The organism is Micromonospora sp. bgisy143, assembly GCF_057708145.1.
On the sequence record NZ_JBYIRN010000030.1, the window covers coordinates 51463 to 68208 of the forward strand.

Genomic DNA, 16746 nt, shown 5'->3' on the forward strand with positions numbered 1-16746 from the left:
CGCGAGCAACCCGTTGCGGAGAGCGCAACAACGGTCAGGGCAGGGTCAGTCCGTACGCCGCCAGCACCTCCGCGATGGGCTGGTAGTAGGTCGTCCCGCCGGCGGTGCAGTTGCCGCTACCCCCGGAGAGGATGCCGATGATCGTGCCGGTCGACGCCACATACAGGGGCCCGCCGCTGTCGCCCGCCTCGGCGCAGATGTTGGTGCGGATCAGGCCGTAGACCACGCCGGTGGCGTAGTTGACGGTCTGGTTGAGCGCGGTGACCGTGCCGCAGCGCACGCCGGTGGTGGAACCGCTGCGGCACACCGCCTGACCGACGTACGCGGTGCCGGGGCCGTTGATCGCCAGCAGCCCGGGATAGGTGTAGACGGCGCTCGGATGCGCGATCCGGCCCGTGTAGCGGATCAGCCCGTAGTCGTTGCCCGGATAGCTGGTGCCGGTGCGGGTGCCGAGCACGGTGGTCTGTGCGCTGTCGGCGTACCAGGTGCTGACGGTCGCGGTGCAGTGGCCGGCGGTGACCACGTAGTAGGTGGTGCCGCTGCGCACGTTCGCGCCCAGCGAGCAGCGGCTGCCGCTGCCGTAGATGCCCTGGCCGGCGGCGATCAGGGGTCGCAGCGTGCCGGCCTCCCGGCGCAGCACCGCGCCGGTCCGATCGGCCACCGCCCGCAGCCTCGTCAGCTCGGCGGGGGCCACCGTGTCGTCGGCGGTGACGGTCATCCGGCCGGTGGCCGGGTCGGCACCCCAGGCGACGCCCGGGGTGCGTACCCCGGACAGGACGCCGGCCACGTCGGGCGCGGCACGGTCGGGCAGGGCCGCCTGCGCCGCACCCGGCGCGACGAGCAGGAGGGCGGTCAGGACGAGGGCGACGAGCGGGAGACGGCGCATCCGAACCTCCGATGGAGATCGAGACATATGGATGTCGACAAGCCTCGCCCGGGGCGGAGCGCCGTGGCAACCTCCGGTCGCCCTCTTCCCCGGTCAGCGGGAATCGCCGATCCGGGGACGCGCCACGCCCCCGCCGCCGATAATCCTCCAAGACACGGCGGGAGGCCGGGCATGACCACCGGAGGCACCACGGCGCTGGTACGCCGGCCGGACGGGTCGACCCGGGCGACGCTGCTCGAACTGCTCTTCGACGTGGTCTTCGTGGCCGCGCTCGCGCAGACCTCGAAACTGCTCGCCGACCAGGAGTCCTGGGCCAGCGGCGCCGGGGTGCTCCTGATGCTCACGGCGATCTGGTGGACGTGGTCGGTCACCTCGACGACGACCGAGTTCTACGATCCGCAACAGCGCCCGATCCAGGCCATCCTCATGGTCGCCATGGTCGGGTCGGTCGGGATGGCGGCGGCGCTGCCGATGGTCACCAGGGCGCAGGCCACCGCCTTCGCGCTCGCCTACGTCGGCACCCACGTGATACGCGGCATCATCCTGGTCAGCACGCTGTACCGGCAGCGGCACCGCTCGGCCATGGCGCGCGCCACCCGGTTCCTGTTCTGGTTCCTGGTGTCCGGCGTCCTCTGGATCGCCGGCGTGCTGTCCGACGCGCAACGGTGGTGGATCTGGACCACCGCGATCGCGATCGACCTGCTCTCCGCCGCGGCGCGCTACCCGACGCCCAGGCTGGGCCGGGTGCCGCTCGACCAGTACGACCGGACCACCGCGCACCTCGGCGAGCGGTACCAGCAGTTCGTCATCCTGGCCCTCGGCGACATCATCCTGGTGCCCACCCTGGAACTCAGCCGCAGCGAGTTCGACCGCCTCCGCATCGTCGCACTGCTCAGCGCCTTCGCCATCATGCTGCTGCTCTGGCAGATCTACGTCTTCCGGGCCGGCCAGTTGCTCGAGGCCGCGGCCGCGTCGGTGCCCGGCCGGTCCACCCGGATCGCCCCGTACACCCATCTCGTGCTGCTGGTCGGCGTGGCCCTCACGGCGGCCTCCTTCGACCTGGTCGTCAACCGTCCGACCGGCACGACCCCGGTACGGTGGCTGATGCTGATCATCGGCGGGCCGCTGGTGTTCGTGCTCGGCCGGGCGCTGTTCGCCTACCTGCTCTCCGCCCGCGCGCCGTGGCGGCGGGTGGCGTCGCAACTGCTGCCCCTGCTGGTGCTGCCCTGGGCGGGCGGCTGGCCACCGGTGCTGGTCACCGCGATCGTGGCGGTCGCGCTGGCCGGGCATGTCCTGGCCCCCGGTGCCGGCGAGCGGGAGACCACACGGGGGCTGAGCCCACGCCGACGCCCCGGCTGACCGTCATCGGTCAGGCGAGGTGTCGCCCCACCCACTCGGCGAGGTCGCGGGCACAGTCGTCCACCGACTCCCGCCAGGTCCGGGCCGCGCCCTCCCCCGCCTCGTCACTGACCTGCTTGACCAGGCGGCACGGCACCCCGGCCTGCGCGGCGGCCCAGGCCACCGCGTACCCCTCCATGTCCACCAGGTCGGCGCGCTGCGCCAACCGGTCCCGCGCGTCGTCGTCCGCCACGAACGTGTCACCGGTGGCCAGCACCGCGCCCTCGGCGGCCAGCGCGAGCGGCGCGCCGTAGGTCTGGCCGGTGAGGGTCCGCAGCAGGGCGGTGTCCAGGTCGTGCTGGAGCACGGTGGCGACCTCGTGGATACCCGTCCAGCCGGGGCGCAGCGCGCCCGCCGTACCCAGGTTGAGCAGCAGGCTGGGACGCGGCCCGGCGGCCAGCACCGCCGCGACCGCGCTGGCGGCGTTGACCTTGCCCATGCCGGTGAGCAGCACCGGCAGCTCGTCCGGTAGGTAGCGGGCCTCCTCCCCGACGGCGAGGACCACCAGCGGACGATCGGCGCGGACGACACCCCGGAGATTCACCGGAGCATCGTACGGGCCGTCGTCGGCAGGCCCGCCGCACACCCGGCCGCCGTCCGCGCGGTCGGGTGTTCAGTCGTCGGCGAAGCGGTACAGCACGAAGTCCCGGTCCGCCCCGCACGCGATGACCCGGGTGTTCCACGAACAGGACGCGCTACGCACGTCGACGAGCTGACCCAGCTCGTCGACCTCACCCGACTCCGCCCACACCCCGGCGAGGCTGCGGCTGTCCGCGACCGTGCTGGTCGGCTCGGCGAAGACGAGCAGGTTGCCGGCGTCCAGTCGGGCCGCCACGCCGGGGCGCTCGGCCAGTACCGCCTTGCCTGCCGTGTCGAACAGGGTGACCGTGGCCTTGGGGTACTCCCGCTGGGCGAGCACCTGCTCGCCGACCGGGACCAGGCCGGACACGCCCGGTGCCGCCCAGGACACCGGGGCCTTGCCCTCGGTGGCCGCCACGACCTCGGTGCGCTCGGCGTCGCTGCCGCGCACCTGCACCAGGCACGCCCGCCGCTCGCCGCACGCCACAAGCGTCTTCGGCCGGTACTCCGCGTTCCCGGACCGGTACAGGACCACCGGCGCGGCGTCGGACGTCAGGTCGTACGCCAGCACCTGGTACCCGTTGTCCGTCGGGGCCACGTAGAGCCGGTCCTCGTGCGCCACCACCAGGTCGTCGAGGTCGGCGACGTTGCCCCACTCGCGCAGCACGTCGCCGGAGCCCATGTCGAGCAGTCGCACCGACCGGTCGGCCCCCACCTGCACGAGCCGCCGTCCCTTGCCCGTCCACGGCTCGCGGGCAGCGCCATCGAGGAAGGAGGGTCCGCCCGCCGCCGCGTCGGTGGTCACCGGCCGCACGACGGTACGCGCGCCGCCGTACTGGTCGCTCGGATTGGGCCTGCTCCACCGGTCGGTGCCGTCGCTGAGCTTCAGGCCGACGAGCCGGCCGGCGGTCCGGTCCACCAGCACGGCGGTGTCGTCGGAGAAGTAGATGTCGTCGTCGCCGCGGACCGCCCGGTGCCACCGCTGGACTCCCGAGCGTCCATCCAGGACGGCCAGTTCACGCGGGGTGCTGTCGCCCGGGGCGTCGGCGAGGACGGCGACCGCCCCGGGTACGGCGACGAGGCCGGCCCAGTCGTTGGCCGTGACGCCGGTCTGCCTACGCCACAGCTCGTCGCCGGTAGCGGTGTCGACGGCCACCACCTCCAGCCGATCATCCGGCAGGTCGAAGCCGAGATAGGCCCGATCGCCGAGCACCGCCGTGAACATGTCGGTGGGCCGCTCGACGCCGGCCGCCGGCCTGGACAGTTCGCGCAGGGGCCCGAACTCCAGGTCCGGGTAGCGGTCGCGCAGGAGGTAGAGCGTCGCCGCGGCGGCCACTCCGGCCAGGGCGAGCACCGCGCCGAGTACCACCCAGCGGACCCGCCGCCAGGTCGAACCGTGCGATGGACCGGACGACGCGCCGACCGGGGTGCCCGCCTCGGCCGGCGGCTCCGGCACGGTCGGCGCGGGCGGCGGCGGCCACCCCGGGCCGCCCGGCGGGGGCGACGCCGGTCCGGGTTGCGACGGTACGGTCGGCACGGCCGGGCCCACGACAGCCGGCGCGGGCAAAGCAGCCGGAGCCGGAGGCGGTGCGGGCGGTGCGGCCTGCGGCCCCGCGTACGCCGGCAGCGGCCGACGCAGCGGAATGTCCGTGAGCGCACCCTCGGCGACCGGCAGTTCCGGCTGGTCCAGCACCGTCGGCGCGACCCCCAGCTCGGTGTGCAGCATCCGCCCCACCAGTGGTATCCGCGACGAGCCGCCCACCAGGAACAGGCCGGCGAGCTGGTCGGGGCGCAGCCCCGCAGCGGCGATGACCTCCCGGGCCCGCTCCACCGCCCGACGCAGCAGGGGCGCGAGCACCCGCTCGACGTCCTCCCGCGTCAACCGCACCGCCTCGGCGACCCCGGGCACCGCGACCGGGGCCACGGTCGAACGGGACAGCGTCTCCTTCGCGCCGCGTACCTCGTCCCACAGCCGGACCTGGTCGCGGCGCTGCGCCGGGTCCGACGGCCGGACCAGCCGGGCCCACCGCCGCGCGTGCCGCTCGCCGAGCAGCTCGCCGACCCGGCCCACCAGCGCCGCGTCCAGGTCCAGTCCGCCCAGGTCGGGCAGGCCGCCGTCGGCGATCACCCGGAAGCCGGAATCGCCCCACGGGTCGGCGCCCTCGTTGCGCAGCACCGCCACGTCGAGCGTGCCGCCGCCGAAGTCGAACACCGCTATCGCGCCGCCGACCGGCACCGGCCGGTGCAGCACCTGCGTGTAGTAGCGGGCTGCGGCCACCGGCTCGCGCAGCAGCCGGGTGCCCGGCGGCGTCGGCCCTGCGAGGGTGTGCTCGGCCGCCTGCGGCCAGCCCGCCCGCAGCAACGCGTCGGCGAGCACCTGCCGACGCGTCTCGTCCCAGGCCGCCGGGCAGGTCAGCACGGCCGGAGGCAGAAAACCGACGGCGTCCACCGCGGCCCGTCCGATCGCGGCCAGCACCGCGGCGAGCAGTTCCGCCGGAAGGTACGAACGGTCCCCCAGCCGTACGCGCGGCTCGTCCACCCGGCGTTTCGGGTTCGCCTCGAACCGGGCCGGATCGGCCTGCGCCAACCGACGGGCGTCCCACCCGACGTGCAGGGTGCCGTCCGGGTCGGCGTACACGGCGGACGGGCTGACCGGCTGACCGTCCATCAGCAACGGGCGGGTCCGCCCGTCCGGCCACCGCAGCACGGCGACGGTGTTGGACGTACCGAGGTCGACACCGAGGGCGAAACCCTCGTGCTGGCCCTTCATCTGCCGATACCTCCGCCGGTACGAGGGGAACTCAGCCCCGCATCGTACGCAGCGCGCGCCGTCGGCCCGGGCGGTCGGTCGGTCGATGGGTGGCCGACCGGCGCGGCGCCGTAAGAGAACCGCAAGAACTGCCCGTCCGGGTCGGTCGGCGGCCCTGGCTAGGCTGACTGCGGGGAGGTGACCGGTGGCGCAGCGGGTGCTCGTGGTCGACGACGACCGGACGGTCAGCGACGTGGTCTGCCGCTACCTAGAACACGCCGGGTACGAGGTGAGCCACGTCGCGGACGGCCTGGCCGCCCTCGAGGCCGTCCAGGACCGGCCGCCGCACCTGGTCGTCCTGGATCTGATGCTCCCCGGGCTGGACGGGTTGCAGGTGTGCCGGCGGCTGCGGGAGCGGCCGGACGGCGTACCCATCATCATGCTGACCGCCCGGGGCGACGAGGCGGACCGGGTGCTCGGGCTGCAACTCGGTGCCGACGACTACCTGGGCAAGCCGTTCTCGCCGCGCGAGCTGGTGCTGCGGGTCGGTTCGGTGCTGCGCCGGGCCGGCGAGCCGGCCGCGCCGGCGGCCGAACTGCTCAGCGACGCGGGGTTGGAGGTGGCCACCGGGCCACGGATCGCCCGCCTGCACGGCCGCGAGCTGGCCCTGACGCTGCGCGAGTTCGACCTGCTGGCCCACCTGATGCGGCACCCGACGCGGGCGTTCAAGCGCGCCGAGCTGCTGGAACGCGTCTGGGGCTGGAACTTCGGCGACCAGTCCACGGTGACGGTGCACGTCCGCCGGCTGCGGGAGAAGATCGAGGACGACCCGGCCGAGCCACGACGGATCGTCACGGTCTGGGGCGTGGGCTACCGGTACGAGCCGGCCGATGCGTGACCTGGCGCTGATCTTCGGGGCGGCGCTCGCGGCCGCGCTCGGCGTGGGCCTGCTCGGCGCGCTGACCCTGCGGCTGCTGCGCCGTCGGTCGATCACCGTGCACGTGTGCGTCCTGCTCACCATCACCGTGGTCGCCGTGGTGGCGGGAGTGGTGGTCGTCGCCCAGGCGATGTTCCTGTCCCCGCACGACCTGCAGGTCGTCCTGCTCACGGTCGCCGCGGCGGCCGTCGTGAGCCTCGGGGTGGGCTGGTACTTCGGGCGTCGGCTGGCCGCGGCGGCGGTGTGGGCGGCGCAGGCCCGGGAGCGGGAACGCCGGGTCGAGAAGGGCCGCCGGGACCTGGTCGCCTGGGTGTCGCACGACCTGCGGACACCGCTGGCCGGCCTGCGGGCGATGGCCGAGGCGCTGGAGGACCGGGTGGTCGACGACCCGGCGACGGTCGCCGAGTACCACCGGCGGATCCGCGTGCAGACCGACCGGATGACCCGACTCGTCGACGACCTGTTCGAGCTCTCCCGGATCAACGCCGGGGCGCTGCGCCTGACCCTGTCGGCGGTGCCGCTCGGCGAGGTGGTCTCCGACGCCCTCGCCGGCACCGCGCCGCTGGCGAAGGCCCGCCGCATCCGTCTGGAGGCCGCCGAGTCGGGCTGGCCCACCGTGCTGGCCAGCGAACCAGAACTGGCTCGGGTGGTGGGCAACCTGCTGCTCAACGCGGTCCGCTACACGCCGAGCGACGGCACGGTGCGGGTGGACGCCGGCTGCGAACGCGACGCCGCCTGGCTGGCGGTCGCCGACACCTGCGGCGGCATCCCCGAGGACGACCTGCCCCGACTGTTCGACGTGGCGTTCCGGGGCGAGCCGGCCCGGACACCCCGCCCCGAAGGGGAAGGCTCCGGAGGGCTGGGGCTGGCGATCGTGCGCGGACTGGTCGAGGCGCACGGCGGCCGGGTGGACGTGCACAACGTCGGCGGCGGCTGCCGTTTCGTCGTCCGCCTGCCGGCCGCCTGACGCCCGCGTCCTCAGCGACCCGCCCGCAGCTCACCGAACCAGCGCCGGCCCTGCCGGAACACGTCCCGCACCGCCAACCCGGCGGCTGCGGCGACCGTGGGCACGGCCCGCGCGTCCACCCGGGCCCAGCGGAACACCGGGCCCAGCAGCACCCGGCCGGCCCGCTGCTCGGCGGCCACCCGGGCCTGTCCCTGCCACGACCCCGCGCCGGGCGGCTCCAGTTCGACAAGCACGGTGCCACCCGGTGCGAGCAGGTCCCGACAGCGGCGCAACAGCGCCACCGGATCGCCGCCGATGCCGATGTTCCCGTCGATCAGCGCCGCGTGCGCCCACCGACCCTCGGCCGGCAGCGGGCCGAACAGGTCCCCGTGCACCGCGACCGCGCCTCGGGCCCGGGTGAGCCGCACCGCCGTCGCGGAGACGTCCACGCCGACCGCGGTCAGGCCGGCCCGGGTCAGCGCCACGGTGAGCCGGCCCGGCCCGCAGCCGAGGTCGAGCGTCGGGCCGCCACAGCGGGCCACCAGGTTGGCGACCGCCGCCTCGGCCGTGCCGTGCCAGCGGTCCACCGGCAGCCGGCTGCGGACACCGTCGCCGTGCACCAGCCACCGCCGCAGGGCCGCGCGGTCGGCGGCGAGCGCGGCGGCGAAGGGGTCGCCGGGCGCTACGCCGTACCCCCGGGACGGTGTCGGCGCGGACGGTGACCGCAGCGGCGGCGCGGCCTCGACCGGGGCGGTGTCGACGGGGTTCACCGGCGGCCCTCCGGCAGCAGGGTGAGGCGGACCGCCGCGACCTGTCGGGCGAAGCGCCCGCCAGGAACCTCGACGGCCACCGCGAGGGCGTCGGACCACTCGTCGACGTCCCGCAGCACCGGCAGTGGCGCGGTGCGCAGGCCACGCCCGGTCAGGGCGGCCCACGTGTCGCGGCCGGTGTCGGGCGTCGACATGGGCACGTCCCGCAGCACCCGGGCGTGCCGCGGTTCGCGCAGCCCCAACGACCACCATCCGCCGTCGTGCGCCCGACCCAGCACCGCGTCGGCGGCGCGCAGCCGCGCCACGGCCGTGGCCAGCCGGGCCGGCGTCACCTGCGGGGTGTCCATCCCGATCTGCACCACCGGCTCGCCGGGGTACGCGGCGGCGACCTCCGCGTACGCGTTGGCGAGCCGCTCGCCGAGCCCGACCCCCCGCTGGTCCAGGACGGACCAGCCGTCCAGTGCGGCGGTCAACACGTCGGCGTCCTCCGCCTCGGCCAGCCGACCCGACCAGGCCAGCACGGGTATGACACCGGGGGTGGCGCGGACGGCGTCGAGGGTGTCGCGCAGCGCGGCGGCGGCGATCCGGGCCGCCTGGGCCGGCGTGACCGGTGGGCAGAGCCGCGTCTTCACCGCCCCGGCGACCGGTGCCTTGGCGACCACCAGCAGAACGGTCACCGGGAGCCGTCCACGGTCCGCAGCACCCCGGCGAAGTCGCGGGTGGCCCGCAGGGTGCCCCGGACCGAACCGGAGACCTTGGACCGGGTACCGGCCGCGCGGGGCGCGTAGGTCACGTCCGTCTCGTGGATCCGCCAGCCGGCGGCGGCGGCCCGGATCAGCAGTTCGAGGGGGTAGCCGAAGGCCCGGTCGGTGACGCCGAGGTCGAGCAGCGCCTGGCGGCGGGCCACCCGGATCGGGCTGAGGTCCCGCAACGGTACGCCCCGACGGCGCAGCAACGCGGCGACCAGCGCCGTACCGGCCCGGGCGTGCCACGGCCACACCCCCGCTCCGACCGGCCGACGCCGACCCACGCTGAGATCGGCCGTGCCGGCGGACACCGGGGCGACCAGGGCCGGCAGCTCGGCGGGGTCGAACGACCCGTCGGCGTCGAGCACGCACACCAGCTCCGCGTCGGCGGCCTCCAGACCGGCGTGCACCGCCGCCCCGTAGCCGCGTCGGGGTTCGTGCACCACCCGGGCACCGTGCCGAGCGGCCACCTCGGGCGAGCCGTCCCGCGAGCCGTTGTCCACCACGATGGCCCGGTAGCCGGGCGGCAGCGCGGTGAGCACGCCCGGCAGGGCGGCTGCCTCGTCCAGGCAGGGCAGCACCACGTCGATCTCAGTCGCCATACCGCCGACGCTAGGGCGGCACCCTCGCGGCGGAGGCCGAAATGTGCTTACCGAACCCTTACCACCCGGGCATTTCTTACCGTCCGGTGACGGGCCGCCGATTGGCGAGCGCGGAGGTGGACTGTCCCCGTACCGTCCGGTGGTCATGGCCTCAACCACCGCGCACGTCGCCGCCCCCGGGCGGACCCCACCCCGCCGCCACGCCGGGGACCTGTTGGTCCTGGGCGTGGAGGGGGCGCTGCTCGGCGTCGCCGTGCTGGTGGGGGCCGTGCTCAACGCGCGCGGCGTCGGCCTGCACGCGGACGCCGCCCCGCTGTACGCGACGTGGCGGCCGCACGTCGGCTGGGGCAGCCCGGCGGCGCTGGCGGTGGCGGTCGCGGTGGTGGGCTGGGGGGCCCGGTGGGCCCGCACCGCCCGGTGGGGCCGCCTGCTGGCCGCCGCCTGGCTGACGGCGGTGGCCTGGACGGTGTCGTTGGCGCTGGTCGACGGCTGGTCGGCGGGGTTCACCCGGCGGCTCACCCCGCAGGCCGAGTACCTGCACGAAGTGCCCGGGGTGACCGACATCCCGGCGATGCTGGCCGGCTTCACCGACCGGATCGTGGACTTCCAACCCGACTCCTGGTCCACCCACACCGCCGGCCACCCGCCGGGCGCGCTGCTCATCTTCGTCTGGCTGGACCGCGTCGGCCTCGGTGGCGGCACGGTTGCCGCGCTGGCCTGCGTGCTGCTCGGCGCCACGGTCGCGGTGTCGGTGCCGGTGACGCTGCGCGCGCTCGGCGCGCCGGACGCGGCCCGCGCGGTGGTGCCGTTCCTGGTGCTGCTGCCGGGGGCGGTCTGGGTGGGCGCCTCCGCCGACGGCATCTTCGCCGCCGTGGTCGCGGCCGGTCTGGCGCTGCTGGCCGTCCGGGGCCGCGTGGCCGCCCTGGTCGGGGGCGCGGTACTCGGCTTCGCGCTGCACCTGTCGTACGGGTTCCTCCTCGTGGGTGTGCTCGCGCTGGCCGTGGTGGCGCTGCGCCGTACCCGCCGCCTGGGCGCGCTGCTCGCCGCCGCTGTCGGAGTCGCGGCCGGGACGGCGGTGTTCGTCGCCGCGGGCTTTCACTGGTGGGACGGCTACCACCTGGTGGTCCAGCGGTACTACCAGGGCTGGGCGGCCGACCGCCCGTACGCCTACTGGGTGTGGGCCAACCTGGCCGCGCTGCTGCTCAGCGCCGGCCCGGTCCTGGGGCCGGCCCTGCGCCGCGCGCGGACGGCCGCGCCCGGCTGGCGGGCCGTGGGGCCGTCGGCCCTGCCTGCGGCGGTACGCGTAGCCGGGCCCACGGTGCTGCTACCGCTGGCGGCCCTGGTGGCGGTCCTCGGCGCCGACCTGTCCGGGCTGAGCAAGGCGGAGGTGGAGCGGATCTGGCTACCCTTCGTCGTCTGGCTGCTGGTCGCCACCGCCCACCTGCCGGCCGAGTCGCGGCGCTGGTGGCTGGCCGCGCAGGCGCTCACCGCCCTGGCCGTCAATCACCTGCTCTGGACGGTCTCCTGAGCACCAGCCTGATGCGTCGATCTTGCACTTTAGGTTGTCGATATGGACTGTGTGCCCACATTTATCGCAGCAGAAAGTGCAAGATCGGCGCATCAATAGGCGCGGCGGGCGGTCAGCTTGCCACGGCGGCTGGTTCGCGGAGCGGGTCGGTGGCGAAGCCGGCCACGCCTTCGGCGAAGCCGACCCGGGCGGTGTAGCCGAGCAGTTCCGCAGCCCGGCGCGGGTCGGCGACCACATGGCGTACGTCGGCCGCCCGTGCCCCGCCCACGACCTGCGGGGCCGGTCCGCCCATCGCCTCGGCCAGCGCGACCGCCAGCTCCCCCACGGTGTGCGGCTCGCCGGAGCAGACGTTCACCGGCATCAGCGTGGCCGGCGGGAGGCCGCTGCCGAGCGCCAGCAGGTTGGCCCGCGCCACGTCGGTGACGTGCACGAAGTCTCGCCGCTGCCGGCCGTCCTCCAGCACCCGGGGTGCCACGCCGGCCGCCAGCGCCGACCGGAAGATGGACGCCACGCCGGCGTACGGGGTGTCGCGGGGCATCCGGGGGCCGTAGACGTTGTGGTAGCGCAGCGCCCACACCGTCCCACCGGTCTGCCGGGCCCAGGCGGCGGCCAGGTGTTCCTGCGCGAGTTTGCTGGCGGCGTACGTGCTGCGCGGCTCCAGCGGCGCGTCCTCGGGGACGAGCACCGGGTCGAGCGCCCGACCGCAGTGGGGGCAGGTCGGGTCGTACCGGCCGGCCGCCACGTCCTCGTGCCGCCGGGGCGCGGGGCGCACCGTGGCGTGCTCGGGGCAGGCGTAGCGCCCCTCGCCGTACACCACCATCGAGCTGGCCAGCACCAGACGGCCGATTCCGGCCCGGTGCAGCGCGGCCAGCAGCACGGCCGTGCCGTAGTCGTTGTGCGTGACGTAGTCGGGGCCGTCCGACGGGTCCAGGCCGTGGCCCACCATCGCCGCCTGGTGGCAGACCGCGTCCACACCGGCCAGCAGGCGGTCCAGCAGGGGGCCGTCCCGGACGTCGCCGCGCACCACCTGGTGCTCGCGGGACCAGGTGGGCAGCTCCCCGCCGTGCGCCTGGGGCAGCAGCGCGTCCAGCGCCACCACCTCGTGTCCCTGCCCGACGAGCAGGTCGACGACCTGCGAGCCGATGAACCCGGCCGCGCCGGTGACCAGTACGCGCATGTCGGCCACGGTAGGGCCGCCCGAGCCCTCGGCGGGCCGGTTCGGCGCAGCCGTAAGGAGTTCGCAACAGCTCGACCGGCGGCGGTGGCCCGGTAAGCGTTCGGTAATGCGTAAACCCCGTTCCGCCGTACCCCTGCGGTCTAACCTGCCGGCAGTGCCCGTGCCCGGGGGACCGGCGACGGCAGGGCGGGACGCACGGAGGGAGCAGCGGGTGTCAGGAGGTAGGGCCGGCCCGGACGGCAGCGGGGTCCGGACGTCGGAGACGGACGGGTACGGCGCGCCGCGTGGGCTTTGGCGCGGGCTGGCCCGGCATCGTCCGCCGGGTGTGGACGCGGCCGAACGCGCCTGGCGCAGTCCGTTGCGCGGTCCCTGGCTCACCGCCGTCTACGGTGCGGCGCTGCTGGTGGCGCTGCCCCTGGTGATCATCACAGGGCTGCTCGACTACGCCGCCTACGGCCCCCGCTTCGACCAGGCGTTCCCGCAGGACGTGGGGTGGTTGCGGCTGCCCGTCTTCGACTGGCCGACGCGGCCGTCGTGGCTGTTCCGGGCCACCCAGGGCCTGCACGTGACACTCGGGATCGTGCTCGTCCCGGTGGTGCTGGGCAAGCTGTGGTCGGTGCTGCCGAAGCTGTTCGACTGGCCGCCGGCCCGCTCCCTGGCGCAGGTGCTGGAACGGCTCACCCTGCTGCTGCTGGTCGGCGGGATCCTGTTCCAGATCGCCACCGGCCTGCTCAACATCCAGTACTCGTACGTGTTCGGCTTCGACTTCTACACCGCCCACTACTTCGGAGCGTGGATCTTCACGGCGGCCTTCGTGGCACATGTGATCATCAAGTTCCCCCGGTTGGTGACGGCGCTGCGATCCCGCCCGCTGGGCAGGGAACTGCGCACCTCGCGCGCCGACACACGACCCGAACCGCCGGATCCGGACGGCCTGGTCGCCGCCGCACCCGGCCCGGCCACCGTGAGCCGGCGCGGGGCGGTGACCCTGGTGGGCGGCGGCGCGCTGCTGCTGGCCGTGCTGACCGTCGGGCAGAGCCTGGACGGTCCGCTGCGGCGCACCGCGCTGCTGCTGCCCCGGGGGCGACAGCCCGGCACCGGGCCGAACGGCTTCCCGGTCAACCGCACCGTCGCTGCCGCCGGCGTACGCCCCGAGCAGACCGGCGCGGGCTGGCGGCTGACGTTGCGCGGCGGTGGTCGGACGGTGACCCTGGACCGGCCCGGCCTGCTGGCCCTGGCCCAGCACACCGCCGCGCTGCCCATCGCCTGCGTGGAGGGCTGGTCGACCCGGCAGCGGTGGACCGGCGTACGGCTGCGGGACCTGGCCGCGCTCGCCGGGGTTCCCGACCCGGTGTCGGCGCGGGTGTCGTCGCTGGAGCAGGCCGGGCTGTTCCGCACCGCGGTGCTCGCGGCCAACCAGGTCCTCGATCCGGATGCGCTGCTCGCCCTGCGGGTCAACGGCGTCGACCTCTCCCCCGACCACGGCTATCCGGCCCGGGTCATCGTGCCCGCGCTGCCCGGGGTGCACTGCACCAAGTGGGTCGCCGAGATCGACTTCCGGGGGACGACCGATGACTGAGCGGGTCGGGCCGACGCGGGGGCCGGCCGGGCGGCTGCGGGCGGCCTACGGCGCCGCGCCCTGGCACCTCGTCCTGGTGACGGCGGTGATCGTGCTCGCCGGCTGGGTGGCGCTACGCCTCGCCGACGAGGCGACGTTCGGCCGCATGCTGCTCTGGTTCGTCGGCGCGGTCATCGCCCACGACCTGGTGCTGTTCCCGGTGTACGCCAGCGTCGACCGCGTGCTGCGCGCGGTGGCACACGGTCGAGTCGCGCTGCTCAACCACCTGCGGGTGCCGGCGCTCGGCACGGCGCTGCTGTTCCTGGTCTACGCCCCCGGCATCCTGCGCTGGGGCGAGACGACCCATGAGGCGGCGACCGGCCAGACCCAGCGGCCGTACCTGCTGCGCTGGCTGGCGCTCAGCGGCGCGCTCTTCCTGCTCAGCGCGCTCGCGTACGCGCTGCGCCGGCGCCGTCAGCCGTCCCGGCACCGGTCCGAGAGCGCGTAACGCAGCAGCACCACGTCGCCGATCTGGCGCGTCTCGGCCAGTCGGGCGCGGCGGCCCGGGTGCCAGGGGAAGTCCCCCTCCCCGACGAAGCGCGGCGCCCGGTGGTCACCGACGAAGAACGGGGCGACGACCAGGTGCAACTCGTCGGCGAGGCCGGCGGTGAGGAACTGGGCGTGTACCGTCCCGCCACCTTCGACCATCAGGCGGCGTACCCCCCGCGTGGCCAGGTCGGCCAGGACCCACCCGAGGTCGACCGGCTCTCCCCCGTCGACGACGGTGGCCAGCTCACCGACCCGCTCCCGGGTCTTGTCCAGCGCGCCACTGGCGCAGTAGACCAGCCGGGCGGAGTCACCAGCGGTGAAGAACCGGGCGGTCGGGTCGAGGTCCCCCCGCGCGGTCAGCGTCACCTTGACCGGCGAGGCGGGCCGACCGTCCGCCACCCGTTCGGCCCGCCGCACCGGAGACCGCACCAGCAGGCGGGGGTCGTCGCGACGGACGGTGGCGGCCCCGACCAGGATCGCGTCACAGCCGGCCCGGACCGCGTCGACCCGGTCGAGGTCGTCCGCGTTGGACAGCAGCAGACGCTGGTCGGAGGCGTCGTCGATGTACCCGTCGATGGAGGTGGCGCAGCTCAGCAGCACGTAGGGCCGTGGCGACGCCGGCCGGCAGCTCACCGGGAGACGGGCCGGTCGGGGCCCGCCTGCGCCTCGGCCGCTGCCGCCTCCGCCGCCTCGACCTCGGCCGCCTTGGCGGCCTTCGCGGCCAGGTAGTCGGCGTTGGCCGGGGAGAGGAAGATGCTGGTGGGGACGCGTTCCACCACGTCCACGCCCAGCCGGGTCAACTGTTCGGCCTTGTCCGGGTTGCTGCTGAGCAGGCGTACCCGCGGCACGCCGAGGGTGGCCAGCATCTGCGCGGCGGCGGTGTAGTCGCGCTCGTCCTCGCCCCGGCCCAGCGCCACGTTGGCCTGGTAGGTGTCCAGGCCGGCGTCCTGGAGGGCGTACGCGTCGAGCTTGGCGTACAGGCCGATGCCCCGGCCCTCCTGGCGCAGGTAGAGCAGGAACCCGCCGGTCTCGGCGATCCGTTGCACCGCCTCGCGCAGTTGCGGCCCGCAGTCGCAGCGCTGGCTGCCGAACACGTCCCCGGTCAGGCACTCGCTGTGCGGACGGACCAGCGGCGGTTCACCGCCGGCGGCGACGGCGTCCAGCGCGCCGGCCCAGTCGCCCAGGCCGAGGGCGAGGTGTTCCCGACCGTCCACGAGACCCTTGAAGGTGAACACCCGGACGGTGGTGGTGTAGCCGTCGGGGAACGCCAACGGCACCGTGACCTGCGTACGAACCGTGGCGACCGGCAGTGCTTCAGGCATGGAACTCCTTTGTCCGGCGCCGCGGGACGGCGGCGACGCGTACCGTTTCACCACTGACTCAACAGCCCTCGTGCAAGGCGGCTTCCCGAGCGGTGGTGGGTTTGCGGGCTCGCCGGGCGAGCAGCACGGCCGCACCGGGCAGGCTGGCCACCAGCACGAGGGCGCCGTAGACGGTGGCGGTGGCGACCCCTTCGGCGGCGCTGAGACCGGCCGCGCCGAACACCCAGGCGGCCACCCCCTCGCGGGGGCCGAAGCCCGCGACGTTCAGGGGCAGGCCCATGGCCAGCAGGGCGAGCAGAGTCAGCGGCAGCAACCGGGTCAGCGGCGCGTCGGAGCCGGCGGTCCGGGCCGCGACGAGGAACGTCGCCAGGTGACCGGCGACCATCACGGCGGAGGCGACCAGCACACCGAGCCAGGTCCGCCGGGCCAGCAGCCCGGCCCGCACGTCGGCGACGGCGGTGCGCAGGCCGCGCGCCCACCGGGACCGACCGGTCCCGGGCGACAGCCGAGCAAGGAGTACGGCGGCCAGCCCGACCGCCACGAGCAGCGCGGCGGCGGCCGGCAGGTACCCCCGCACCGGGGACGGGAACGCCGCGAGCACCACCAGGGCGACACCGACCAGGACCACCTGACCGGCGGTACGCTCCCAGACCACCGCGCGGATGCCCCGGCTGACGTCGCCGGCGTCGCGGCCGTGACGCACCGCCCGGTGCACGTCCCCGAGCACCCCGCCGGGCAGCGTGGCGTTGAGGAACACGGCCCGGTAGCAGTGCGCCACCGCGGTCGCCAGTGGCAGCCGTACGCCCAGGCCACCGGCCACGAGACTCCACCGCCACGCGGCGCAGACCGTGGTGAGCACGCCGATGAGCAGCGCCGCGGCCAGCGCCGGGGCGTCGATCAGCCGTACCCCGGCGAGGAACGCGCCGCCGCCCACCTGCCACAGCAGGACGGCGAGCAGGCCCGCCCCGCCGACCACTCGTGCCCAGGCCCACACCATCG

General features: G+C 75.2%; 16 protein-coding genes. 6 read left to right on the forward strand and 10 right to left on the reverse strand.

What is annotated here, in order from left to right; translation table 11 throughout:
• Positions 1 to 34: 34 nt before the first annotated feature.
• Positions 35 to 886, reverse strand: a complete 852-nt coding sequence (locus AC3EN4_RS27060; protein WP_435208839.1) for a S1 family peptidase — start codon at positions 884 to 886, stop codon at positions 35 to 37.
• Positions 887 to 1057: 171 nt separating this feature from the next.
• Between AC3EN4_RS27060 and AC3EN4_RS27065 the strand changes: the two genes are divergently transcribed.
• Positions 1058 to 2245 (forward strand): low temperature requirement protein A, encoded by a 1188-nt coding sequence (locus AC3EN4_RS27065; protein WP_435208841.1) that lies wholly within the window; start codon positions 1058 to 1060, stop codon positions 2243 to 2245.
• Between the two features lie 10 nt (positions 2246 to 2255).
• Here the strand turns inward: AC3EN4_RS27065 and AC3EN4_RS27070 are convergent, their stop codons facing one another.
• Together AC3EN4_RS27070 and AC3EN4_RS27075 are read right to left on the reverse strand one after the other, a co-directional pair.
• On the reverse strand, positions 2256 to 2828 hold the full coding sequence (locus AC3EN4_RS27070) for a nucleosidase (RefSeq protein WP_435208843.1): 573 nt from the start codon (positions 2826 to 2828) through the stop codon (positions 2256 to 2258).
• A 69-nt stretch (positions 2829 to 2897) separates the two neighbouring features.
• Positions 2898 to 5633, reverse strand: a complete 2736-nt coding sequence (locus AC3EN4_RS27075; protein WP_435208845.1) for an Hsp70 family protein — start codon at positions 5631 to 5633, stop codon at positions 2898 to 2900.
• Positions 5634 to 5817: 184 nt separating this feature from the next.
• On the opposite strand from AC3EN4_RS27075, the gene AC3EN4_RS27080 reads away from it, so the two are divergent.
• Both AC3EN4_RS27080 and AC3EN4_RS27085 read left to right on the forward strand, forming a co-directional pair.
• Positions 5818 to 6510: a response regulator transcription factor gene (locus tag AC3EN4_RS27080; RefSeq protein ID WP_422735085.1), complete on the forward strand. Its 693-nt coding sequence runs from the start codon at positions 5818 to 5820 to the stop codon at positions 6508 to 6510.
• Complete coding sequence (locus AC3EN4_RS27085; protein WP_422735086.1) at positions 6503 to 7516, forward strand: sensor histidine kinase; 1014 nt, start codon at positions 6503 to 6505, stop codon at positions 7514 to 7516. Before AC3EN4_RS27080 ends, AC3EN4_RS27085 begins: the two co-directional genes overlap by 8 nt.
• Positions 7517 to 7527: 11 nt before the next feature.
• On the opposite strand, the gene AC3EN4_RS27090 is transcribed toward AC3EN4_RS27085, so the two are convergent.
• From AC3EN4_RS27090 to AC3EN4_RS27100, 3 genes are read right to left on the reverse strand one after another with little or no spacing between them, the layout of a single operon-like run.
• On the reverse strand, positions 7528 to 8265 hold the full coding sequence (locus AC3EN4_RS27090) for a class I SAM-dependent methyltransferase (protein WP_435208847.1): 738 nt from the start codon (positions 8263 to 8265) through the stop codon (positions 7528 to 7530).
• Positions 8262 to 8942: a TIGR04282 family arsenosugar biosynthesis glycosyltransferase gene (locus tag AC3EN4_RS27095; protein ID WP_435208849.1), complete on the reverse strand. Its 681-nt coding sequence runs from the start codon at positions 8940 to 8942 to the stop codon at positions 8262 to 8264. Before AC3EN4_RS27095 ends, AC3EN4_RS27090 begins: the two co-directional genes overlap by 4 nt.
• Positions 8939 to 9613, reverse strand: a complete 675-nt coding sequence (locus tag AC3EN4_RS27100; RefSeq protein WP_435208851.1) for a glycosyltransferase family 2 protein — start codon at positions 9611 to 9613, stop codon at positions 8939 to 8941. The genes AC3EN4_RS27095 and AC3EN4_RS27100 overlap by 4 nt, the downstream gene beginning before the upstream one ends.
• A 145-nt stretch (positions 9614 to 9758) precedes the next feature.
• Here AC3EN4_RS27100 and AC3EN4_RS27105 point away from each other — a divergent pair, with 145 nt between their 5' ends.
• Positions 9759 to 11141 carry a hypothetical protein gene (locus tag AC3EN4_RS27105; RefSeq protein ID WP_435208853.1) on the forward strand — a complete coding sequence of 461 codons (1383 nt, stop codon included), beginning with the start codon at positions 9759 to 9761 and terminating at the stop codon, positions 11139 to 11141.
• Positions 11142 to 11253: 112 nt separating this feature from the next.
• Here AC3EN4_RS27105 and AC3EN4_RS27110 read toward each other — a convergent pair whose 3' ends face one another.
• Positions 11254 to 12318, reverse strand: coding sequence for an NAD-dependent epimerase/dehydratase family protein (locus tag AC3EN4_RS27110; RefSeq protein ID WP_435208854.1), 1065 nt, complete (start codon positions 12316 to 12318; stop codon positions 11254 to 11256).
• A gap of 211 nt (positions 12319 to 12529) precedes the next feature.
• Between AC3EN4_RS27110 and AC3EN4_RS27115 the strand changes: the two genes are divergently transcribed.
• Both AC3EN4_RS27115 and AC3EN4_RS27120 read left to right on the forward strand, forming a co-directional pair.
• Positions 12530 to 13897, forward strand: coding sequence for a molybdopterin-dependent oxidoreductase (locus AC3EN4_RS27115; RefSeq protein WP_435208856.1), 1368 nt, complete (start codon positions 12530 to 12532; stop codon positions 13895 to 13897).
• Entirely contained in the window at positions 13890 to 14384 is a 495-nt protein-coding gene (locus tag AC3EN4_RS27120; RefSeq protein ID WP_435208858.1) for a hypothetical protein, read from the forward strand. The genes AC3EN4_RS27115 and AC3EN4_RS27120 overlap by 8 nt, the downstream gene beginning before the upstream one ends.
• Here AC3EN4_RS27120 and AC3EN4_RS27125 read toward each other — a convergent pair.
• From AC3EN4_RS27125 to AC3EN4_RS27135, 3 genes are read right to left on the reverse strand one after another with little or no spacing between them, the layout of a single operon-like run.
• Positions 14351 to 15058 carry a RibD family protein gene (locus AC3EN4_RS27125; RefSeq protein WP_435208860.1) on the reverse strand — a complete coding sequence of 236 codons (708 nt, stop codon included), beginning with the start codon at positions 15056 to 15058 and terminating at the stop codon, positions 14351 to 14353. The two genes, AC3EN4_RS27120 and AC3EN4_RS27125, sit on opposite strands and share 34 nt — an antisense overlap.
• A complete protein-coding gene (locus tag AC3EN4_RS27130; RefSeq protein WP_435208862.1) occupies positions 15055 to 15747 on the reverse strand; it encodes a GTP cyclohydrolase II in 693 nt (230 codons plus the stop codon). Before AC3EN4_RS27130 ends, AC3EN4_RS27125 begins: the two co-directional genes overlap by 4 nt.
• Positions 15748 to 15805: 58 nt before the next feature.
• Complete coding sequence (locus tag AC3EN4_RS27135; RefSeq protein WP_422735097.1) at positions 15806 to 16744, reverse strand: lysylphosphatidylglycerol synthase transmembrane domain-containing protein; 939 nt, start codon at positions 16742 to 16744, stop codon at positions 15806 to 15808.
• Positions 16745 to 16746: the final 2 nt, after the last annotated feature.